At 62.1% G+C, this 17966-nt stretch carries 16 protein-coding genes; 10 read left to right on the forward strand and 6 right to left on the reverse strand.

Annotated elements, in window-relative coordinates:
• Nucleotides 1-66: 66 nt before the first annotated feature.
• The 3 genes from ahpC (at nucleotide 67) to SB772_RS21670 (ending at nucleotide 3892) form a co-directional block, all read left to right on the forward strand.
• On the forward strand, nucleotides 67-630 hold the full coding sequence (gene ahpC / locus SB772_RS21660) for an alkyl hydroperoxide reductase subunit C (RefSeq protein WP_410835247.1): 564 nt from the start codon (nucleotides 67-69) through the stop codon (nucleotides 628-630).
• A gap of 153 nt (nucleotides 631-783) precedes the next feature.
• On the forward strand, nucleotides 784-2376 hold the full coding sequence (gene ahpF, locus SB772_RS21665; RefSeq protein ID WP_410835248.1) for an alkyl hydroperoxide reductase subunit F: 1593 nt from the start codon (nucleotides 784-786) through the stop codon (nucleotides 2374-2376).
• 361 nt (nucleotides 2377-2737) lie between these two features.
• A complete protein-coding gene (locus SB772_RS21670; RefSeq protein WP_410835249.1) occupies nucleotides 2738-3892 on the forward strand; it encodes an alkane 1-monooxygenase in 1155 nt (384 codons plus the stop codon).
• A 284-nt stretch (nucleotides 3893-4176) separates the two neighbouring features.
• On the opposite strand, the gene SB772_RS21675 is transcribed toward SB772_RS21670, so the two are convergent.
• From SB772_RS21675 to SB772_RS21685, 3 genes are all read right to left on the reverse strand, one after another.
• Nucleotides 4177-5796 (reverse strand): Fic family protein, encoded by a 1620-nt coding sequence (locus SB772_RS21675; RefSeq protein ID WP_410835250.1) that lies wholly within the window; start codon nucleotides 5794-5796, stop codon nucleotides 4177-4179.
• Nucleotides 5797-6149: 353 nt separating this feature from the next.
• Nucleotides 6150-6563 (reverse strand): DoxX family protein, encoded by a 414-nt coding sequence (locus SB772_RS21680; protein WP_410835251.1) that lies wholly within the window; start codon nucleotides 6561-6563, stop codon nucleotides 6150-6152.
• A 69-nt stretch (nucleotides 6564-6632) separates the two neighbouring features.
• Nucleotides 6633-7358: a pirin family protein gene (locus tag SB772_RS21685; protein WP_410835252.1), complete on the reverse strand. Its 726-nt coding sequence runs from the start codon at nucleotides 7356-7358 to the stop codon at nucleotides 6633-6635.
• 131 nt (nucleotides 7359-7489) lie between these two features.
• Here SB772_RS21685 and SB772_RS21690 point away from each other — a divergent pair, with 131 nt between their 5' ends.
• Nucleotides 7490-8380, forward strand: a complete 891-nt coding sequence (locus tag SB772_RS21690; protein WP_410835253.1) for a LysR family transcriptional regulator — start codon at nucleotides 7490-7492, stop codon at nucleotides 8378-8380.
• 147 nt (nucleotides 8381-8527) lie between these two features.
• Here the strand turns inward: SB772_RS21690 and SB772_RS21695 are convergent, their stop codons facing one another.
• On the reverse strand, nucleotides 8528-9544 hold the full coding sequence (locus SB772_RS21695; RefSeq protein WP_410835254.1) for a 1-aminocyclopropane-1-carboxylate deaminase: 1017 nt from the start codon (nucleotides 9542-9544) through the stop codon (nucleotides 8528-8530).
• Nucleotides 9545-9702: 158 nt separating this feature from the next.
• Here SB772_RS21695 and SB772_RS21700 point away from each other — a divergent pair, with 158 nt between their 5' ends.
• The 3 genes from SB772_RS21700 to msrA all read left to right on the forward strand — a co-directional run bounded on the left by SB772_RS21700 (nucleotide 9703) and on the right by msrA (nucleotide 11639).
• Nucleotides 9703-10212: an Lrp/AsnC family transcriptional regulator gene (locus tag SB772_RS21700; RefSeq protein ID WP_410835255.1), complete on the forward strand. Its 510-nt coding sequence runs from the start codon at nucleotides 9703-9705 to the stop codon at nucleotides 10210-10212.
• Between the two features lie 135 nt (nucleotides 10213-10347).
• Complete coding sequence (gene msrB, locus SB772_RS21705; RefSeq protein ID WP_410835256.1) at nucleotides 10348-10851, forward strand: peptide-methionine (R)-S-oxide reductase MsrB; 504 nt, start codon at nucleotides 10348-10350, stop codon at nucleotides 10849-10851.
• 44 nt (nucleotides 10852-10895) lie between these two features.
• Entirely contained in the window at nucleotides 10896-11639 is a 744-nt protein-coding gene (gene msrA, locus SB772_RS21710; RefSeq protein ID WP_410835257.1) for a peptide-methionine (S)-S-oxide reductase MsrA, read from the forward strand.
• Nucleotides 11640-11743: 104 nt separating this feature from the next.
• On the opposite strand, the gene SB772_RS21715 is transcribed toward msrA, so the two are convergent.
• The gene (locus SB772_RS21715; RefSeq protein WP_410835258.1) at nucleotides 11744-12685 is read right to left on the reverse strand and encodes a LysR family transcriptional regulator; all 942 of its coding nucleotides are present in this window, start codon (nucleotides 12683-12685) and stop codon (nucleotides 11744-11746) included.
• Nucleotides 12686-12835: 150 nt separating this feature from the next.
• Here SB772_RS21715 and SB772_RS21720 point away from each other — a divergent pair, with 150 nt between their 5' ends.
• From SB772_RS21720 to SB772_RS21730, 3 genes are read left to right on the forward strand one after another with little or no spacing between them, the layout of a single operon-like run.
• Complete coding sequence (locus SB772_RS21720; RefSeq protein WP_410835259.1) at nucleotides 12836-14035, forward strand: amino acid aminotransferase; 1200 nt, start codon at nucleotides 12836-12838, stop codon at nucleotides 14033-14035.
• A 60-nt stretch (nucleotides 14036-14095) separates the two neighbouring features.
• Entirely contained in the window at nucleotides 14096-14887 is a 792-nt protein-coding gene (locus SB772_RS21725; protein WP_410835260.1) for a class II aldolase/adducin family protein, read from the forward strand.
• Between the two features lie 15 nt (nucleotides 14888-14902).
• Nucleotides 14903-15886 carry a 2-dehydropantoate 2-reductase gene (locus SB772_RS21730; protein ID WP_410835261.1) on the forward strand — a complete coding sequence of 328 codons (984 nt, stop codon included), beginning with the start codon at nucleotides 14903-14905 and terminating at the stop codon, nucleotides 15884-15886.
• A 45-nt stretch (nucleotides 15887-15931) separates the two neighbouring features.
• Here the strand turns inward: SB772_RS21730 and SB772_RS21735 are convergent, their stop codons facing one another.
• A complete protein-coding gene (locus tag SB772_RS21735; protein WP_410835262.1) occupies nucleotides 15932-17902 on the reverse strand; it encodes an AI-2E family transporter in 1971 nt (656 codons plus the stop codon).
• Between the last annotated feature and the right edge of the window lie 64 nt (nucleotides 17903-17966).

Consider the following 17966-nt stretch of genomic DNA (forward strand, 5'->3'; position numbering starts at 1 on the left):
ACCTATCAGGCGACGTCTGACATACTGACTCCACTTTCCAACCACTCAGCAAAGAGGACTCAGCAAATGCCGATCATCAACAGTCAAGTCAAACCGTTCAAGGCACAGGCTTATCACAACGGCGATTTCGTGACCGTCACTGAAGAAAGCCTGAAGGGCAAGTGGTCGGTTTTCGTTTTCTACCCGGCTGACTTCACGTTTGTCTGCCCGACCGAACTGGGTGACCTGGCCGATCGTTACGCCGAATTCCAGAAGCTCGGCGTCGAAATCTACAGCGTGTCGACCGATACGCACTTCACGCACAAGGCATGGCACGACACGTCGGACACGATCCAGAAGATCAAGTACCCGATGCTCGCCGACCCGACCCTGGCCATCTCGCGCAACTTCGACGTGCTGATCGAAGAAGAAGGTCTGGCACTGCGCGGCACGTTCGTGGTCAACCCGGAAGGCGAGATCAAGCTGTGCGAAGTCCACGACAACGGTATCGGCCGTGACGCTGGCGAGCTGCTGCGCAAGGTGCAAGCTGCGCAATACATCGCGGCTCACCCGGGTGAAGTTTGCCCCGCCAAGTGGACGCCGGGCGCTGAAACGCTGACCCCGTCGCTCGACCTGATCGGCAAGATCTAAGGTCCAGGCCCCACCGCAGTAAGCGCCGCGTTGCGGCGCATCTCCGTGCGGACCGCGTCATAGCGCGGTCCGCACGTTCCCGGGCTGTGCGCTTCCTATCCGGATGCGTGCGGCGCCCGGGACCCAACACCCCTCGTCACGGAATCGAAAGCCATGCTTGACGCCAATCTCAAGACTCAGTTGAAAACGTACCTGGAAAAGGTTAGCAGGCCTATCGAGATCGTCGCGTCGCTCGACGACAGCGCGAAATCGCAGGAGCTGCTGGCATTGCTGAACGATATCGCGACGCTGTCGGAGCGCGTTTCCGTGATCGAACGTCGCGACGACGACCAACGCAAGCCGTCGTTTTCGATCGGCGAGCCGGGCAAGGATGCGGGCATCCGTTTCGCCGGCATTCCCATGGGGCATGAATTCACGTCGCTCGTCCTCGCGCTTTTGCAGGTCGGCGGCCATCCGGTCAAACTCGACGATGCGGTGATCGAACAGATCCGCAGCCTCGACGGCGACTATCAATTCGAAACGTATTTTTCGCTGTCGTGCCAGAACTGCCCGGAAGTCGTGCAGGCGCTTAATGTGATGGCGCTGATCAACCCGCGCATCCGCCACGTGGCGATCGACGGCGCGCTGTTCCAGAACGAAGTCGAAGCGCGCCAGATCATGGCGGTACCGACCATGTTCATGAACGGCGAAGTGTTCGGCCAGGGTCGCAGCGGTGTGAAGGAAATCCTCGCGAAGCTCGATACCAATGCCGGTGCGCGTGCAGCGAAGGAACTGGAAAAGAAGCCGGTGTTCGATACGCTGATCGTCGGCGGCGGCCCCGCGGGCGCGGCGGCGGCGATCTACTCGGCACGTAAGGGTATTGCGACGGGCGTCGTGGCGGAACGCTTCGGCGGGCAGGTGCTGGATACGCTGGCGATCGAAAACTTCGTCTCCGTGACGGAAACGGAAGGACCGAAGTTCGCCACGGCGCTCGAACAGCACGTGAAGAGCTACGAAGTCGACATCATGGACGTGCAGCGCGCTGAAGCGCTGATCCCGGGCCGCATCAACGAAGTGCGTCTGGCAAACGGCGCGGTGCTGAAGGCCAGGACCGTCATTCTGGCGACCGGTGCGCGCTGGCGCGAAATCAACGTGCCGGGCGAGCGCGAGTATCGCAATCATGGCGTGGCGTACTGCCCGCACTGCGATGGTCCGCTGTTCAAGGGCAAGCGCGTTGCTGTGATCGGCGGCGGCAACTCGGGCGTCGAAGCGGCGATCGATCTCGCGGGTATCGTGCGTGAGGTGACGCTGTTCGAATTCGGCGCACAACTGCGTGCCGACGAAGTGCTGCAACGCAAGCTGCGCAGCCTCACCAACGTGACGATCGTGACGCAGGCACAGACCACTGAAATCACCGGCGACGGCAAGAAGGTCAACGGTCTGGTTTACAAGGATCTGCGTTCGGGCGAAACGAAGCACGTCGAACTCGAGGGCGTATTCGTGCAGATCGGTCTCGTGCCGAACACCGAATGGCTCAAGGGCACGGTGGAGTTGTCGAAGCACGGCGAGATCGTCGTCGATGCACGTGGCGCGACTTCGGTGCCGGGCGTGTTCGCCGCGGGCGACGTGACGACGGTGCCGTTCAAGCAGATCGTGATTGCCGTAGGCGAGGGCGCGAAGGCATCGCTCAGCGCATTCGATCATCTGATCCGCAGCAGCGACGATGACGAGGTGGTCAGCGAGGCTGAAGCGGAACTGGCGGTTTGATCGCATTGTTTCGGTAGTGGGCGGCGGCCTTGGTGAGCCGCCGTTTTTTGTTTTTGCTGCGACCGAGCCCGCGTTTGTGCGGGCTTTTTTGCGGGATGAATACCGGCCGCGACGCCGACGTTCCGGAAGTGCACCGCAACAAACCTCCAAACACCCGTTTCATTCACCCGCTCGAAGCACACCCCGCACGCCCCGTCGACGGCCCATTCGTTTGGAGCCTCGCACCTGGGGCAATTCCTTGGCTAATCCGGCCGTCAGGCCATATAAATCGGTGAGTCGGACAAAGTCCCGCCGACCCGCATGCTGGCCGGCAAGCCGACATTCACGGACGCCGGGCGACATAAAACAAGGAGGGGAGACAATGGCAACCTCGCAAGCGGCCCCCGCGCGGTGGGTCGACGGCAAGCGCTATCTTTGGCTGCTCGGCGCGCTGACCATCACCTTGCCGTTGCACGCCGCCAATCTGGCGTTGCAGACCGGCTGGCATATCTTCTGGTGGTTCGGGCCGATTTTCGTGTTCGGCATCATCCCGGTACTCGACTATCTGATCGGCGACGATCCGGGCAATCCGCCCGAAGACGTCATCGCCACGCTCGAAAAAGAGCGCTATTACCGCCGCATCGTCTATCTCGCCACTTTCATCGAATACGTGTCCTTCTTCGGGGCGGTGTGGATCGTCGGCACGCATGCGCTGGCGTGGTACGACTATCTTGGTTTCGCGCTTTCGCTGGGCGCGGCGACCGGCGTGTCGATCAACACCGCGCATGAACTCGGTCACAAGACCGACCGGTTCGAACGATGGCTCGCGAAGATCACGCTCGCGCCGGTCGCTTACGGGCACTTCTTCGTCGAACACAATCGCGGTCATCATGTACGCGTGGCGACGCCGCCCGATCCGGCCAGCGCACGTTATGGCGAGTCGTTCTGGGCCTTTCTGCCGCGCACGGTATCCGGCAGCATCGCATCGGCATGGCGCCTCGAAAAGCACCGGCTCGAACGCCTCGGTAAATTGCCGTGGACGTGGCGCAATGAAGTACTGCATTCATGGGCCATGACCGTCGTGCTGTGGGGTGCGATCATCGCAGTGTTCGGCAATACGGTGATCCCGTTCCTGCTGATTCAGGCGGCGTATGGCGCGTCGTTGCTCGAAGTGGTCAATTATATCGAGCACTATGGGCTCGGCCGCAAGCAGCTTGCGAGTGGCCGTTATGAGCGCTGTCAGCCGCAGCACTCGTGGAACAGCAATCGTATCGTGACGAATCTGTTCCTTTATCAGTTGCAGCGTCACGCCGATCACCATGCGAATCCGACGCGCTCGTATCAGGCGCTGCGCCATTTCGACGGTGCGCCGCAATTGCCGTCCGGTTACGCGACGATGATTATGTTCGCGTATGTACCGCCGCTCTGGTTCCGCTTGATGAACCCGCGCGTGGTCGCGCACTATCGAGGCAATATGGCGCAGTCGAATATCCGGCCGGCGATCCGCGAACGCGTGTTGGCACAGTTTGCCGGCTAGCGCTGACCGACCTGTCATGAAAAACGCCGCCCGGTTATGCCCTACCCGTACCACAAAGGTGTTGGGAGTCGTCCTCGTAAGCACGCAAAAGCGTGGCTCGCGATGATGTCCTCGTTACATGCTGCTTCTGCGTGATGCCAGGAAGTGATGTATGTGTGACCTTCGTGCCCGATTCACCATACTCCGGGAGGAGTGAGGACGGCGCAGAGCGGCGCGGGCCAAATATAGCCCGGCGGTCTTCGGTCGCCCCGCTCACTGCGAGTGCTATTGTGTCGCCTGGCCCTTTACGGAGCCCCCTTTGCGGTTGGCGGCGCGGTCCAGTCTCCCGATTCGGGTCGCTGGGTGATTCGTTCGAGGGGCTGTGCTGCCTGAGCTTCCACGAGTCCGCAAATGAGGTCCGCAAACGGCACAATATTTCCGTACGTGCTGGCCTGCTCGAGGGCCTCGAGGTATTGCTTTCGCGACTGTACGGTCACGATGGTCCACAGGTATCCGCCGGTCGTGAGCAGGGCATTCATGAGAAAGCGACTGAGACGACCATTGCCATCCATGTAGGGGTGTATGAATACGAATATGAAGTGACCCAACACCGCGCGCACGCCCGGGTGCTCCTCGGCGGCCAATAGCTCGAAAAGCGTTGGCATGCACTGTCGCACCGCTTCGGGAGACAAAGGCACATGCAGGGCATGGCGGATGAAAACCTGACTATTCCTGTAGCCTGCGAGGTCCTCAGGCTTGAGGATACCTGCGGCAACACTCGGGGAAAACAACGTTACATACCATTGAAAGAAGTCTTTTCGCAGGGCATCCACCGCATTTTCGGAGTTTTCGACAACTCGAGCGATTAGCGCGCGCACCCGCTTGTGCGTCTCCTCGTAACCCTTCGCTGCCATTGCCTCCTGCGTCTGCCTGTCCTCAGGATTGGTGAGCGGGCTCCAATCGCCGGCTCGTATTTTCTCGATGAGTGCTGCACTCACGCGATAGCCTTCGATGGAAAGCGAGTGATAAGCGTCGGCAACGTACCGGGCGCTGATATCACGAATAAGCGCGTCCACGTCGGTGGGAGCCCCGCGCGGTATGTTCGCGAAGCGGTCGACCACAAGCTCTCGCATGCTCGCCCACATCGCCTTGATACGCTGCACGTATGGCGACTCGTCGAGGCGCCCTGCAATATGCGCCAACGGTTTCTCGAAAGGATTTACCTCGGTGACAACGTAGCCGGCCGCCTTGAGCGTCGCAATCAACTGGTCCGCATCACCGGCGCGTCCAACCGCTCGCAACGCCCCGGACATCCGCCCGCTGATGACGCTGTGACCACCGGCTAGCAGCGCGGCGATGAGGTCGGTCAGGTCAACCTGCCGCAGCACTATTTGAGCCGCGAGCGGTTGTCTTTCGAAAAATACCGGGCCAACCCTGACGAGAGCTTCGGCCACTGAAATCAACACTAACCCGGTGGGGCTCGTGGTACGCCGCATTGCCAGTGTTCCCCGCTTTACCTGGTAGAGGAATACCGAACAGCCATGAGGCAGCTGCAACAGCTGGTTATTGGCTTTCAGGGCGTGAATGACAATCTGTTTGCCGACGCTTGTGTAGCCGCTGTGCCGAAGCAGCGAGAGGTCTGGATTCACCTCCCAGTCGCGGCCGAAACGAGCCGTCGCGTACGCCGCGACGAACGCTTCCATGTTCGCATACCAGTGCGTCGAGTCTCCGTCGCCATCCGTCGGATTGTTTGGCAGGTACCAGCCTGGGATAATGGCCTTGAGGAAATTCGCCTTGACGAGTCGCTCCCGGTGCACTCGTGTAAGCTCAGGATGAGCACTCGCCTGGAAGACCGTTATCCCTTGGTCCCGAAGTCCTTTCAGCATCGACAACGATGCTGCCAATTTCTCGTTGGGCGTTGCCATAGCTGGCCGTCCAAAGTATCGCAATAGTTTGATGTCACACTATAGCAATACTTTGCTGCTCTGCCAACGCAATAGTTCGATGTCGCGTCATCGCAATAGCCTGATGCTTTGACGGACATCGGGTTGAAGCTAGACGAGGTCCTGGATGCGGACTCTGCCCTTGGCCAAACCAAGCCGCTCGGCGGGCGTCTTCCCGTCCTTGCTGGCCCTAGGCACGTAGAGCGGCAGTGAGAATCCCCCGAAAGCATGTTCACGGGGGGATTGCGGGACATCAGCCTCGGATTACCAACACCTTTGTGGTACGGGTAGGGTTATGCCGGGCGGCGTTTTTTATCAAGCGCTAACGGGCAAACTCAGCGCCGGTCGATCGAATACTTTCCTGCTCCGGTCACGCACAGCAGCAGCAATCCGCCGATGACACTGATGTTCTTGTAGAAGTGAATCATGTTGTCGTATTGAACCATGCCAGTCATGTTCCAGTAGTGGTGGCCGATGAGCGCTGTGCCCAACGTATAGAGCGCGAGCAGCAACGCGAGCGGCCGTGTATAGAAGCCCACCAGCAGCGCGATGCCCACGACGAACTCCATCACCACCGCGATGACCGCCGACAACTCGGGCGCCGGCGCGCCGGTCGACGTCATATAGGCGACGGCGCCTGAAAAGCCCGTCAGCTTCGACCAGCCGAACGTCACGAACAGTACCATCAACAGGATGCGGGCGGCGAGAACCAGCTCGTCTTTACGGTTTTCAAATAGTGTGTAGCGCATGATTTTTTCTCGATAGGATAGAAAAGGTGCGGCTCGCCTAAACTTCGCAGCGAGCCGCGGTCAAGCCTGTTAAGACCAAAACTCCGACGTCTCGATGTTACGCAGATCGAACACCAGCACTTCAGCGTCGTGACCTTGCGTGAAGGTCAGCGTTTCTTCGCCGCGGACCCGCGCACCGTCGCCTTCGCCGAGTTCGACGCCGTTCACCGTCACGCTGCCGCGTGCAACTTGCACGTAAGCGTAGCGATTGCTGGCGAGTTCGAGGCGGGCAGTTTCGTCACCGTCGAAAAGACCGGCATAGACGCGCGCATCCTGTTGCAGCACCAGCGATTCGTTCGCACCGTCGGGCGACAGCACCAGACGCAGCACACCGCGCTTCTGATCCACGCCGAAGTGGCGTTGTTGATAACGCGGAGTCGTGCCTTGTTGTGCAGGCGCGATCCAGATCTGCATGAAATGCACGGGCTCGCTTTTCGAATGGTTGTATTCGCTATGCGCGACGCCGGTGCCTGCGCTCATCAACTGGATGTCGCCAGGCACGATGACCGAACCGGTGCCCATCGTGTCCTTGTGTTCCAGTGCGCCCTCCAGCACGTACGAAAAAATCTCCATGTCGCGATGCGGGTGCTTGCCGAAACCTTGCGCCGGCGCGACGCGGTCGTCGTTGATCACGAGCAGGTCGGAGAAGCCATTCTGCTTCGGGTCGTGATAGCTCGCGAAGGAAAACGTATGACGCGAGCTGAGCCAGCCGTGCTCCGCGCGGCCGCGTTGATTGGCGTGTCTGATTTCGAGCATCGTATTTCTCCTTGGTTTGTGCGATCCGGCCAGATGTTTGTCCGCGATCCATGAACGAGAGTTTAGGTCAATCGGGACGTATATAATCGCCTGTAAATCGGAAACACTGTCACTTTGAGGTGGACAATTCAATGCAACTCGACGACATGCGGATCTTCGTCGCGACGGTCGACGCTCATAACTTCACCGCTGCTGCCAAGCGGCTGTCATTGTCGAAGCAGTTCGTCAGCCGGCGCGTGATGGCGCTGGAGGAGGCGCTCGGCGTGCAGTTGCTGATCCGCAATACGCGCAAGCTCGCCGTTACCGAACTGGGCCAGGAGTTTTATGAGCGCGCGCGGCGCATTCTCGGCGAGGTGGCGGATGCGGAGCAGGCTATGTCGCTGCGGCGCGCCGGGCCGCGCGGTTTGTTGCGGGTCAGCGCGCCGATGTCGTTCGGGATGATGCATCTGTCACCGCTCGTGGCGATGTTTCTGCGCAAGCACGGGGATGTGCGGTTCGATATGGAGTTGAGCGATCGCACTGTCGATGTGGTGGGTGAGGGTTTCGATATGGCGATCCGGATCGGCACGTTGCCGGACTCGACGCTGATCGCGCAGCGGCTCGCCGACGTGCGGATGGTGGCGTGTTGCAGTCCCGCGTATGTTCGCCGGCGTGGGGCGCCCAGGGCACCTGCTGATCTGGAGCGGCATCCCTGCTTGCTGTATGGGCACGGTGGGGTGGTGAGCTGGGAGTTCGTTGTCGACGGCGCGGTTAAGAGCTTTGACGTGCAGGGGCCGTTGCGAGCGAATAATGGGGATTTGATTCGCGACGCGGCCGTGGCCGGGTTGGGGATTGTCCGGCTTCCTGATTTTATTGTCGCCGACGCTGTCAGGAAGGGGCAGTTGGTAACCGTGCTGGATGAGTTTTTGCCACGCGCGGCGACGGTCTATGCCGTCTATCCGCAACATCGGCAGAGCTCCGTCACGATTCGGGTTTTCGTTGCTTTTCTGCGGGAGCAGTTGGGGAAGGTTTTGGTTTCTTGAGGTTTTTCCGCGGAGCGTTGCCGTCGATCGCAACGTCCCGCTTCTTCGCGGCGGTGGCCGATCATGGTCCTTTGCGGGTTTGCCGGACCCCAAACGGATAGCGCGGCCACCGTTCGCTTTGCGCCGCCGCTTGCGGCGGCACCTTGTTTATCCGTTCCGGAAAATGAAGCTGTAGCCGTTCAGTGCCGGTACGCCGCCCAGGTGCGCGTACAGCACGCGTGAACCGTCCGGAAATTCGCCCTTGCGTACCTTGTCGATCATGCCGTGCATCGATTTCCCCTCGTACACCGGATCGGTCAGCACCCCCTCGAGGCGCGCGCACAAACGGATCGCCTCTAGCGTGCCTTCGTTCGGCAAACCGTACTCCGGGCCGCCGTAGCGTTCGTCCAATACCACGTCCTTCTCCGTGATGTCGCGTCCGAGGTCGACTTTTTCCGCCGTCTGCTTTGCGATGCGGGTGATTTGTTCGCGCGTCTGCGCCGGTTTCGCGGAGGCGTCGATGCCGATCACGCGTTCGGCCCGGCCGTCCGCAGCGAAACCGACCACCATGCCGGCCTGTGTGCTCCCCGTCACTGAGCACACGACGATGTAGTCGAACCTGAAACCAAGCTCGGCTTCCTGCTGGCGTACTTCTTCCGCAAAACCGACGAAACCGAGACCGCCGAGAGGATGGTCGGAGCAGCCTGCCGGAATCGGGTACGGTTTGCCGCCGGCAGCGCGCACGCTCTCCAATGCGTCTTCCCAGCTCTTGCGAAAGCCGATGTCGAAGCCGTCGGCGACCAGCCGCACGTCGGCGCCAAGAATACGCGACATCTGAATGTTGCCGACACGGTCGTATACAGCGTCCGAATAGTTGACCCAGTTCTCCTGCACCAGAACACACTTCATGCCCAGATGTGCCGCGACCGCCGCCACCTGGCGGGTCTGGTTCGACTGGATCCCGCCAATCGATACCAGCGTGTCGCAACCCTGCGCCAACGCCTCGGGAATCAGATATTCAAGCTTGCGTGTCTTGTTGCCGCCGAACGCAAAGCCGCTGTTGCAGTCCTCGCGTTTCGCATACAGATGCACCTTGCCGCCAAGGTGATCGCTCAAACGCTTCAGCGGCTGGATCGGCGTCGGCCCAAAAGTCAGCGGGTAGCGAGGGAATCGTTGCAGGTTCATGGCAGCTCCGGTTGCAGGTTTGACGCGGATGGCAAGCCTCCGCGCTAAACAAATGGTAGGGAAAATGACTCGGAATGAGCTTGCAAAAAAAATTCACCAGACCTATTTTCAGGACTTGAAAATCTGAAACCACGTAATAAAACGTCGCATATAAACTCATGAACGCAACAAAAATTCGTAAGACATCAAAGGCCGAAACCGATTCGCTTCAGGCGCTCGATCGTATCGACCGCGCGATCCTGCGCCAGCTGCAAACCGACGCATCGATATCGAACGTCGCGCTCGCGGCCAAGGTCAAGCTGAGCGCGCCGGCTTGTTTGCGGCGCGTCGAGCGGTTGAAGGAGGCGGGGCTGATTCGCGGCGTTGTCGCGTTGATCGATCCGAAAGCCGCGGGGGCGGGGATGCTGGTGATCATCGGCGTGGTGCTGGATCGCTCCACGCCCGAGTCGTTCGCGGACTTCGAGAAAGCCGCGCAGAAGGTGCCGGGCTGTATGGAATGTCATGTCGTCACCGGCGAGTTCGACTACTTCATGACGATCCGCACACGCGATAACGACAGCTTCAATCGCCTGCACGCGGAGCAGTTGCTGTATCTGCCGGGCGTACGCCAGATCCGCTCTTTCATGGTGCTCAAAGAGATCCTGTCGACCACTAAATTTCCGCTGTAATTGCCGCCGTCAAGGAAAAGACGCGCATGCTGTCATAAAAGCCGCGTCCGGCCGACTAAGCATCGAGACCACTCGCGGGAGGCGCTAAAGGCGCTGGAACGGGGTGATTGGCATGGACTTTGCGGGACGATCATCATGGCTTGCAGCAGACGGATATTCTTCAGGTTAATCGGCGCGGCTTCGCTTGCCGGCGGCACCTCGGCGTGGCGCGCGGCGCTCGCGGCGCAAACCAATGCGGCGGCCGCCTACGAGGTCACGCACAGCGACGCCGAGTGGCACAAGCTGCTCACCGACGCGCAGTACAAGGTTCTGCGCGAAGCGGGCACGGAGCGGCCCTTCAGCAGCCCGCTGAACGACGAGCACCGCGCCGGCACGTTTGCCTGCGCCGGCTGCAAACTGCCGCTGTTTTCATCGAAGACCAAGTTCGACAGCGGCACGGGCTGGCCGAGTTTCTGGCAGCCGCTGGATCATGCCGTCATCACGCGCGCCGACAAGTCGTTCGGCATGACGCGCGATGAAGTGTTGTGCCGGCGTTGTGGCGGCCACCTGGGCCACGTCTTCGACGATGGACCGAAGCCTACCGGCCTGCGCTATTGCATGAACGGCCTGGCGCTGGTCTTCACGCCGGCGGCGGCGTGAGCAGGCATTGCGCGGGCCGCGCCTATCCAATCAGGACGAACATCATGAGCATCGGAAAACGCATCGTTGGCAAACCGGCCCGCTCGCGTGCGGCGGCCATCACGCTTTCGCTTGGACTGTGCGCGGCGGCGCTGCTGGGGACGCAGCGCGTGGCGTTCTCGTCGGAGACCGCGGTCGTGATCGCACCGCCCGCGCTCGACGAGCCGATCTCCGCCGCCACCGCGCACGAAGAGACTGCCGTGTTCGCCGGCGGTTGCTTCTGGGGCGTGCAGGGTGTGTTCCAGCACGTGCGTGGCGTCACGAAGGCCGTGTCGGGTTATTCCGGCGGGCAGCGCGATACCGCGCAGTATGAAACCGTCAGCGGCGGCGAGACCGGCCATGCGGAGTCCGTTCAGGTCACGTTCGACCCCACCAAGGTGACCTACGGGCAGTTGCTGCAAGTGTATTTTTCGGTGATTCAGGACCCGACCGAGCTGAATCGTCAGGGCCCCGATAGCGGCACGCAATACCGCTCCGCGGTGTTCCCGCTCAACGATATGCAACGGCGCGTCGCGCAAAGCTATATCGCGCAACTCGACAAGGCGCATGTTTTTCCCGCGCCGATCGTCACGAAGACGGAGCCGTTCAAGGGGTTCTATCCGGCTGAGTCGTATCACCAGAACTACCTGACGGTGCATCCGAATTCCGCGTATATCGCGATTAATGACATGCCTAAGATCGCTAATCTGAAGCGCCTGTTTCCGGCGCTGTATCGGGACAAGCCAGTGCTGGTTGAAGCTGCGCAGTAGTCGTTGCCTGGGGCGTGGGTCTTTGGTTTTATTGCCTTTGGCGGCGAACAACCAAAGACCGACGCCGAAGCTCGACAACAAGTCAGCCAACGATCAGCCGGAAATCACTTTCGCCTAAGCCTCACCTCGGCCTGCGTCTCGCGATCCCAGCGTTTCAGCCATGGCGCGATGAAATCGGCGAAGCCATCCGCCGGCGGTGACAGCGCGCGTTCGGTCGAGCGATAAACGCACACTTCGCGGATCGTTTCAGGATCGACGATCCGCTTCATCACCAAGCCGAACGTTCTGGCGAGCGGCGCGACGTAAGCCGGTGCGAGCGTGACGGCAAGCCCTTGCGCGGCAAGGCCGAACGCGGTGGTGACGTTGTCCACCACGTCCACGGGAATGATGCGCGCCTCGACCGGCAGATTGGCCAGCATTTGCGCCACCGCGCGCTCGTGGTCGCGCCCGGTGGCGACGATCGGCACATCGCGCAGATGCTGCCACAGCACCCGGCGCCGCGCGTTCAATGGATGCGACGGCGCGCACCACATCACCCACGGGCTCACGAACGCCGGATCGCATCGGACCCGCGTGCCGCTCTGGCGGTCGGGGCCGATCGCCAGATCCACATCGCCGCTTTCCACACGTTCCACCAGCTGCTCGACCACGGTGTCGAAAATGCGCACCACCACTTTCGGCTTGTCGCGTGCATATTCGGCGATGGCTGCCGGCAACGCGGTCGCCGCGATCACCAGCGGCGCACCGACCCGCACGATGCCGGCGGCGCGGTTACGGATATCGTCAGCGGATTGGGCGGCTGCGCGTACATGGCGCAGCACCGATTCGGCCGATGACAGAAAATCCTGTCCCGCGCTCGACAGATTGACGCGCCGCGTCGTTCGGTCGAAGAGACGAAAGCCCAGTTCCGTTTCCAGTTCGGCCAGCAACTGGCTGACCGCCGACGAGGTCAGCCCGAGCCGATCCGCCGCCGCGCCGATACTATGCAAATCGACGATGGCGAGAAACGCTTCGAACTGCCGGATAGTGATGCGAGTGAGGGGCATGAGGCGATTCTAAAGAAAAACTTACGAATCGTGAAAAATCGATTGATTGTGCCCGGCACCCACCTGACCGACACTGGCCTTTCTCGACACCCGCATCGAAAGGCGCATTAGACTTTGTCTTTCTGCCAGGACAACACTCAAGGAATTGCCATGTTCGACCACATTCCCGCTTACCCCGGCGACCCGATCCTGAGCCTGAACGAGGACTTTCAACTCGATCCGCGTCCGAACAAGGTCAACCTGAGCATCGGCATCTATTTCGACGACGCCGGCAAGCTGCCGGTGATGGACGCGGTGCGCCGCGCCGAAACCGCGCTGCTCAATTCGATCGGGCCGCGGTCCTACCTGCCGATGGCCGGCTTGCCGCAGTATCGCGACACGGCGCAGGCGCTGGTGTTCGGCGCCGACAGCGAAGCGCGCGCAGCGGGCCGGATCGCGACCTTGCAGACGATCGGCGGCTCGGGCGCGCTGAAGGTCGGCGCCGATTTTCTGAAGCGTTATTTCCCGGCCTCGCAGATCTGGATCAGCGACCCGAGCTGGGAAAATCATCGGGTGGTGTTCGAAGGCGCGGGCCTCACGGTCAACACCTATCCGTACTACGACGAACTCACCGGCGGCTTGCGTTTCGCCGACATGCTCGACACGATCGGGCGCTTGCCGGAACAGAGCATCGTGCTGCTGCACGCGTGCTGCCACAACCCGACCGGCGTCGATCTGAACCCGGGCCAATGGGCCGAGCTCGTGCCGGTATTGCTGCGGCGCAATCTGATTGGCTTCGTCGATATGGCTTACCAGGGCTTCGGCGCGGGTCTGGAACAAGACGCTGCCTGTGTTCGCCTGCTCGCCGATGCCGGTGTGCCGTTGATCGCGGCCAATTCGTTCTCGAAGAATTTCTCGCTGTACGGCGAGCGCTGCGGCGCGTTGAGCGTGGTCTGCAACAGCGCGGAAGAGGCCGGCCGCGTGCTGGGTCAATTGATGTCGACGGTGCGCGCGAACTACAGCAATCCACCGACACACGGCGCGCGCCTCGTTGCCAATGTGCTGGCCGATGCGACGTTGCGCGCTTCGTGGGAGACGGAACTCGGCGCCATGCGCGAGCGGATTCTCGCGATGCGCGAGACGATTCACAAAGGTCTCGCAGACCGCGTCGATGAAGTGATGCGCGCGCGCTATGTCGCGCAGCGCGGCATGTTCACCTATACCGGCCTGAGCGAAGCACATGTCGAGCGCTTACGCAGCGAATATGCGGTGTATCTGCTGCGTTCCGGGCGCATGTGCGTGGCCGGTTTGAATGCGCGCAACGCCGACTATGTGGCAGCGTCGATCGCGGCGGTGGTGGCGGGCGCGTAGCGCGCTGATTGTTGCCTGCGTGGTGCCCGCCGGAATGAAACGATAACAGTGGAGACCTTGATGACGACCCTCGAAGTACCACCGGCAACCGCACCTGCGTGCGCCGCGATGCATCCCGACGAATGGCAGGCACGCGTGCAGCTCGCGGCGTGCTACCGCATCTTCGATATGCTCGGCTGGACCGAGATGATCTACAACCACATCACGCTGCGCGTGCCGGCGAGCGTCAGCGGCGGCGAACGGCACTTTCTGATCAACCCGTTCGGCCTGCACTACAGCGAAGTCACGGCGAGCAATCTCGTGAAAATCGACGCGCAAGGTCGCGTGCTCGACAATTCGCCTTATCCGGTGAATCCGGCGGGGTTCGTCGTGCACGCGGCGATTCACGAAGGCTTGCCCGATGCGCATTGTGTGATGCACACGCATACTACGGCCGGTGTCGCGGTCGCGTGCCTCGAAGACGGTTTGCAGCAAACCAACTTCTACAGCGCGCAATTGCACGACCGCATCGCGTATCACGACTTCGAAGGCATCACCGTGCATGCGGAAGAGGGGCCGCGCCTGCTTGAACATATCGGCAATAGGCAAGCGGTGATCCTGCGTAACCACGGTCTGCTCGCATGGGGCCGCACGTTGCCGCAGACTTTCGCGGTGCTGTGGACGCTCAACCGCGCGTGCGAGATTCAGATGGCGACGTTTTCGATGGGTCGCGCGCGGCCGGTTCCCGAAGAGGTAGCGCTCCGCTGCTCGCGTGACGCGTTGCAGTTCGATCCGCGTCACGGCGCGGGGCAGGATGTGTTCGATGCGCTGGTGCGGCGGGTGGACCGCATCGACGCCAGCTATAAAGATTGAAGCGAGGATCGAGCGATGAACGTAAGTATTTACGGTGCGGGCGCAATCGGCGGCTGGATGGGCGTGAAGCTCGCGCAGGCCGGCCATGACGTCAGCGTGGTGGCGCGCGGCGCGACGCTTGCCGCGTTGCGGCAAAACGGCTTGCGCCTGATCGAAAGCGGCGAGACGCATACCGTGAAGGTGAACGCGAGCGAGCAGCCGACGGAACTTGGCGTGCAGGATCTCGTCGTGGTGGCGGTCAAAGGACCGGCCATGGCGTCGGTGGCCGCGCATATTGCGCCGTTGCTGAACGCGCAGACGATCGTGCTCACGGCGATGAACGGCGTGCCGTGGTGGTTCTGCGACGGGCTCGGCCGCGACTTCGCCGGCAAGCGGCTCAAGTCGATCGATCCCGAAGGCGCGATTGCCGCCGCGATTCCGGCCGCGCAGACGGTGGGCTGCGTCGTGCATGCCAGCTGTCTGATCGAATCGCCCGGCGTCATCAGGCATCATCAGGGCAATGGACTGATCGTCGGCGAGGCGTGCGGGCAGCCGAGCGAGCGCGTCAAGGCGCTCACGGCGACGCTGGCCGCGGCGGGCTTCAATGCTTCGATGTCGGAGCAGATTCAGCGCGACGTCTGGTACAAACTGTGGGGCAACATGACAATGAATCCGATCAGCGCGATCACCGGCGCGACCACCGACCGGATTCTCAGCGACGAACTGGTGCGCGGCTTCGTCACTAGCATCATGTTGGAAGCCAGGGAGATCGGCGCGCGATTCGGCATTCCGATCGAGCAGGCGCCAGCGGATCGCCATGAGGTCACGCTTAAACTCGGCGCGATGAAGACCTCGATGCTGCAAGACGTTCAGGCGGGCAAAGCGGTCGAACTCGATGCGCTGGTAGCCGCGGTGCGCGAGTTGGGGCAATTGACCGGCGTGCCGACGCCCTATACGGATGCGTTGCTCGGCCTCGCGCGTTTGCATGCGAGCACGCTGGGGTTGTATCCGGGGCGTTGACTACAGCGAGGGTTCGGGGCGCACAGGCCGGAGCAGCGCCCTGGCTTAGCCGGCCCCGGCGCCAGCGCCCGCCACGTGCGACGGCTGGCGCGTGTACTGCACGGTGGACGCAACGTGGCACTCTTCGATCATCGCGCGAAACGTCGGCGTCGCGTGCGAGGCGCCGGTCGTCGCCATGTCGGCACCGCCTTCTTCCGATGAGTTGTCACCGACGCCCACGATCACCGTCGCCCTCGGCCGCCATTCGCGGGTGCGCCGCAGCATATTGCGCAGATACGGTGGCCATTCCGGGGCGTCGAGCGAGACGATGCAGATGATCGGCGCGTCCTTGAAGCTCGGTTCGTCGGCATGCGCGCTGCGATAACCCGAGTGGGTGGCCATCATCGGTGCGAGGCCTTGGCGCGCCAGCAATTGCACAGCGATCGCGGTGGTCACTTCGTCGAACGCGCCGCGTCCGGGCACACAGAGCACCGAGATCTTTCCGGTTGCATGGTGCTTATGCGAGCGGGCCGGCATATGAGCATCGTGCCGCTCCGAAAGATCGGCCGATGCCGAAGCCAGTGCGGCTGCGGCGGAGTCGGCCGGCTCGGCGCGCGACAGACGATCCGGCACGCCGTCCGCGAGTTCCAGGTTCTCGACGATATCGACCAGCGCGTGGTTGATCCGCGCCAACTGCTCAGGCATCAGCACGCCGCGCAGTGCATCGTTGCGGGCGAGCTTGAGCCCTTCCAGCGCGACTTTGTCGTAGTAATCGATCAGCGACATCTCGCGCAGCAGCCGCTCGGCCTGCACGATCGCTTCATGCGGATCGTCCGCGAGCAGCCGCTGATAGAAGGTCTGCGCGGGCGTGAGCGCTGGCTGATCGCCCAGCAGCACGGTCAGGAAGTTCAGCCGGTCGGCGTAACGGCCCAGCGTGACGACGCACAAGGTGAGCGGCGTCGACAGCACGAGCCCGATCGGCCCCCATAGCCAGCTCCAGAAAATCGCCGCCACCACCACAGCGAGAGGCGACAGGCCCGAGCGATGACCGTACAGCAACGGCTCGGCGATCTGTCCGGCCACCACGTCGACGACGATGAACAGGATCAGCGTGTAGACGGCCATGGTCCATTGCGGCTGGATCGCGGCGGCGAGAAACACCGCGAGTATCGCGGCGATCCAGATCCCGATGTAGGGCACGAAGCGCAGCAGCGCGGCGATCACGCCGAACAGCAGTGCGCCCGGCACGCCGATGATCGCAAGGCCGATGGCGATTGCGCTGCCCGCACTGAGGTTCACGCCCAGTTGCGCCACGAAGTAGCGGCTCAGCCGTCCGGCGGCATCGTTGATCGCGGTCGTCGTGCGATGCAGATCGCGCGAGCCGAAAAGACTGATCAAACGGTCGCGCAGATCTTCACGCTGCAGCAGGATGAAGATCGTCACGACCAGCACGATGAAGCCGGTCTCGATCGGTGCGATGGCCGGGGACAACGCGCGTTGAGCCAGTTGCAGCGGCGTCGGCGACGGCTCGTGGACTTCGACGGGCGTCGGCACGGCCGGCGCATTACGGGCGGCGCGTCCGGTGGGGCGCGGCGGGGTCGGCTTGCTCGGCGCGACGCGCTGCAGCGTGGCGGCGGCGCGGCTCATCAGCGAATCGGCGCGCCCGACGGTCTTCTCCTGCACCGTCTCGATCTTCTGTTCGATGGCCTCCTGATACTGCGGAAGATCGTTCGCCAGTTGCACGAGCTGCGCGCCGATCAGGCCGCCGACGGCCAGCAACGCGGACAGGGCGAACAGCACCGCGATGAAGATCGACGGCAACTGGCCCATGTGCAGCCGCCGCAACGTTTGCACCAGCGGCGCAAGCAGAAAGCTGAGCAGTACCGACAGCGTGATCGGGATTAGCACCGCGCGCCCGAAGTAGAGCGCGCAAACCACCACCACGCCGGTGATGATCGAGGCCAAACCATGCAGACCCGGCGTCCCTGGCGGGTAGACGCGGTTCGGCCGCCCATGCGGCGGTAACGACAGTTTCATGAGCACACTTTCCGATGTAGTTGCGCCGGGGCTTTATCGAGCGCGCGGAGGCGACGGCGGCAGC

Source organism: Paraburkholderia sp. SIMBA_030 (genome assembly GCF_046535245.1).
In the GTDB taxonomy this organism is placed as follows: domain Bacteria; phylum Pseudomonadota; class Gammaproteobacteria; order Burkholderiales; family Burkholderiaceae; genus Paraburkholderia.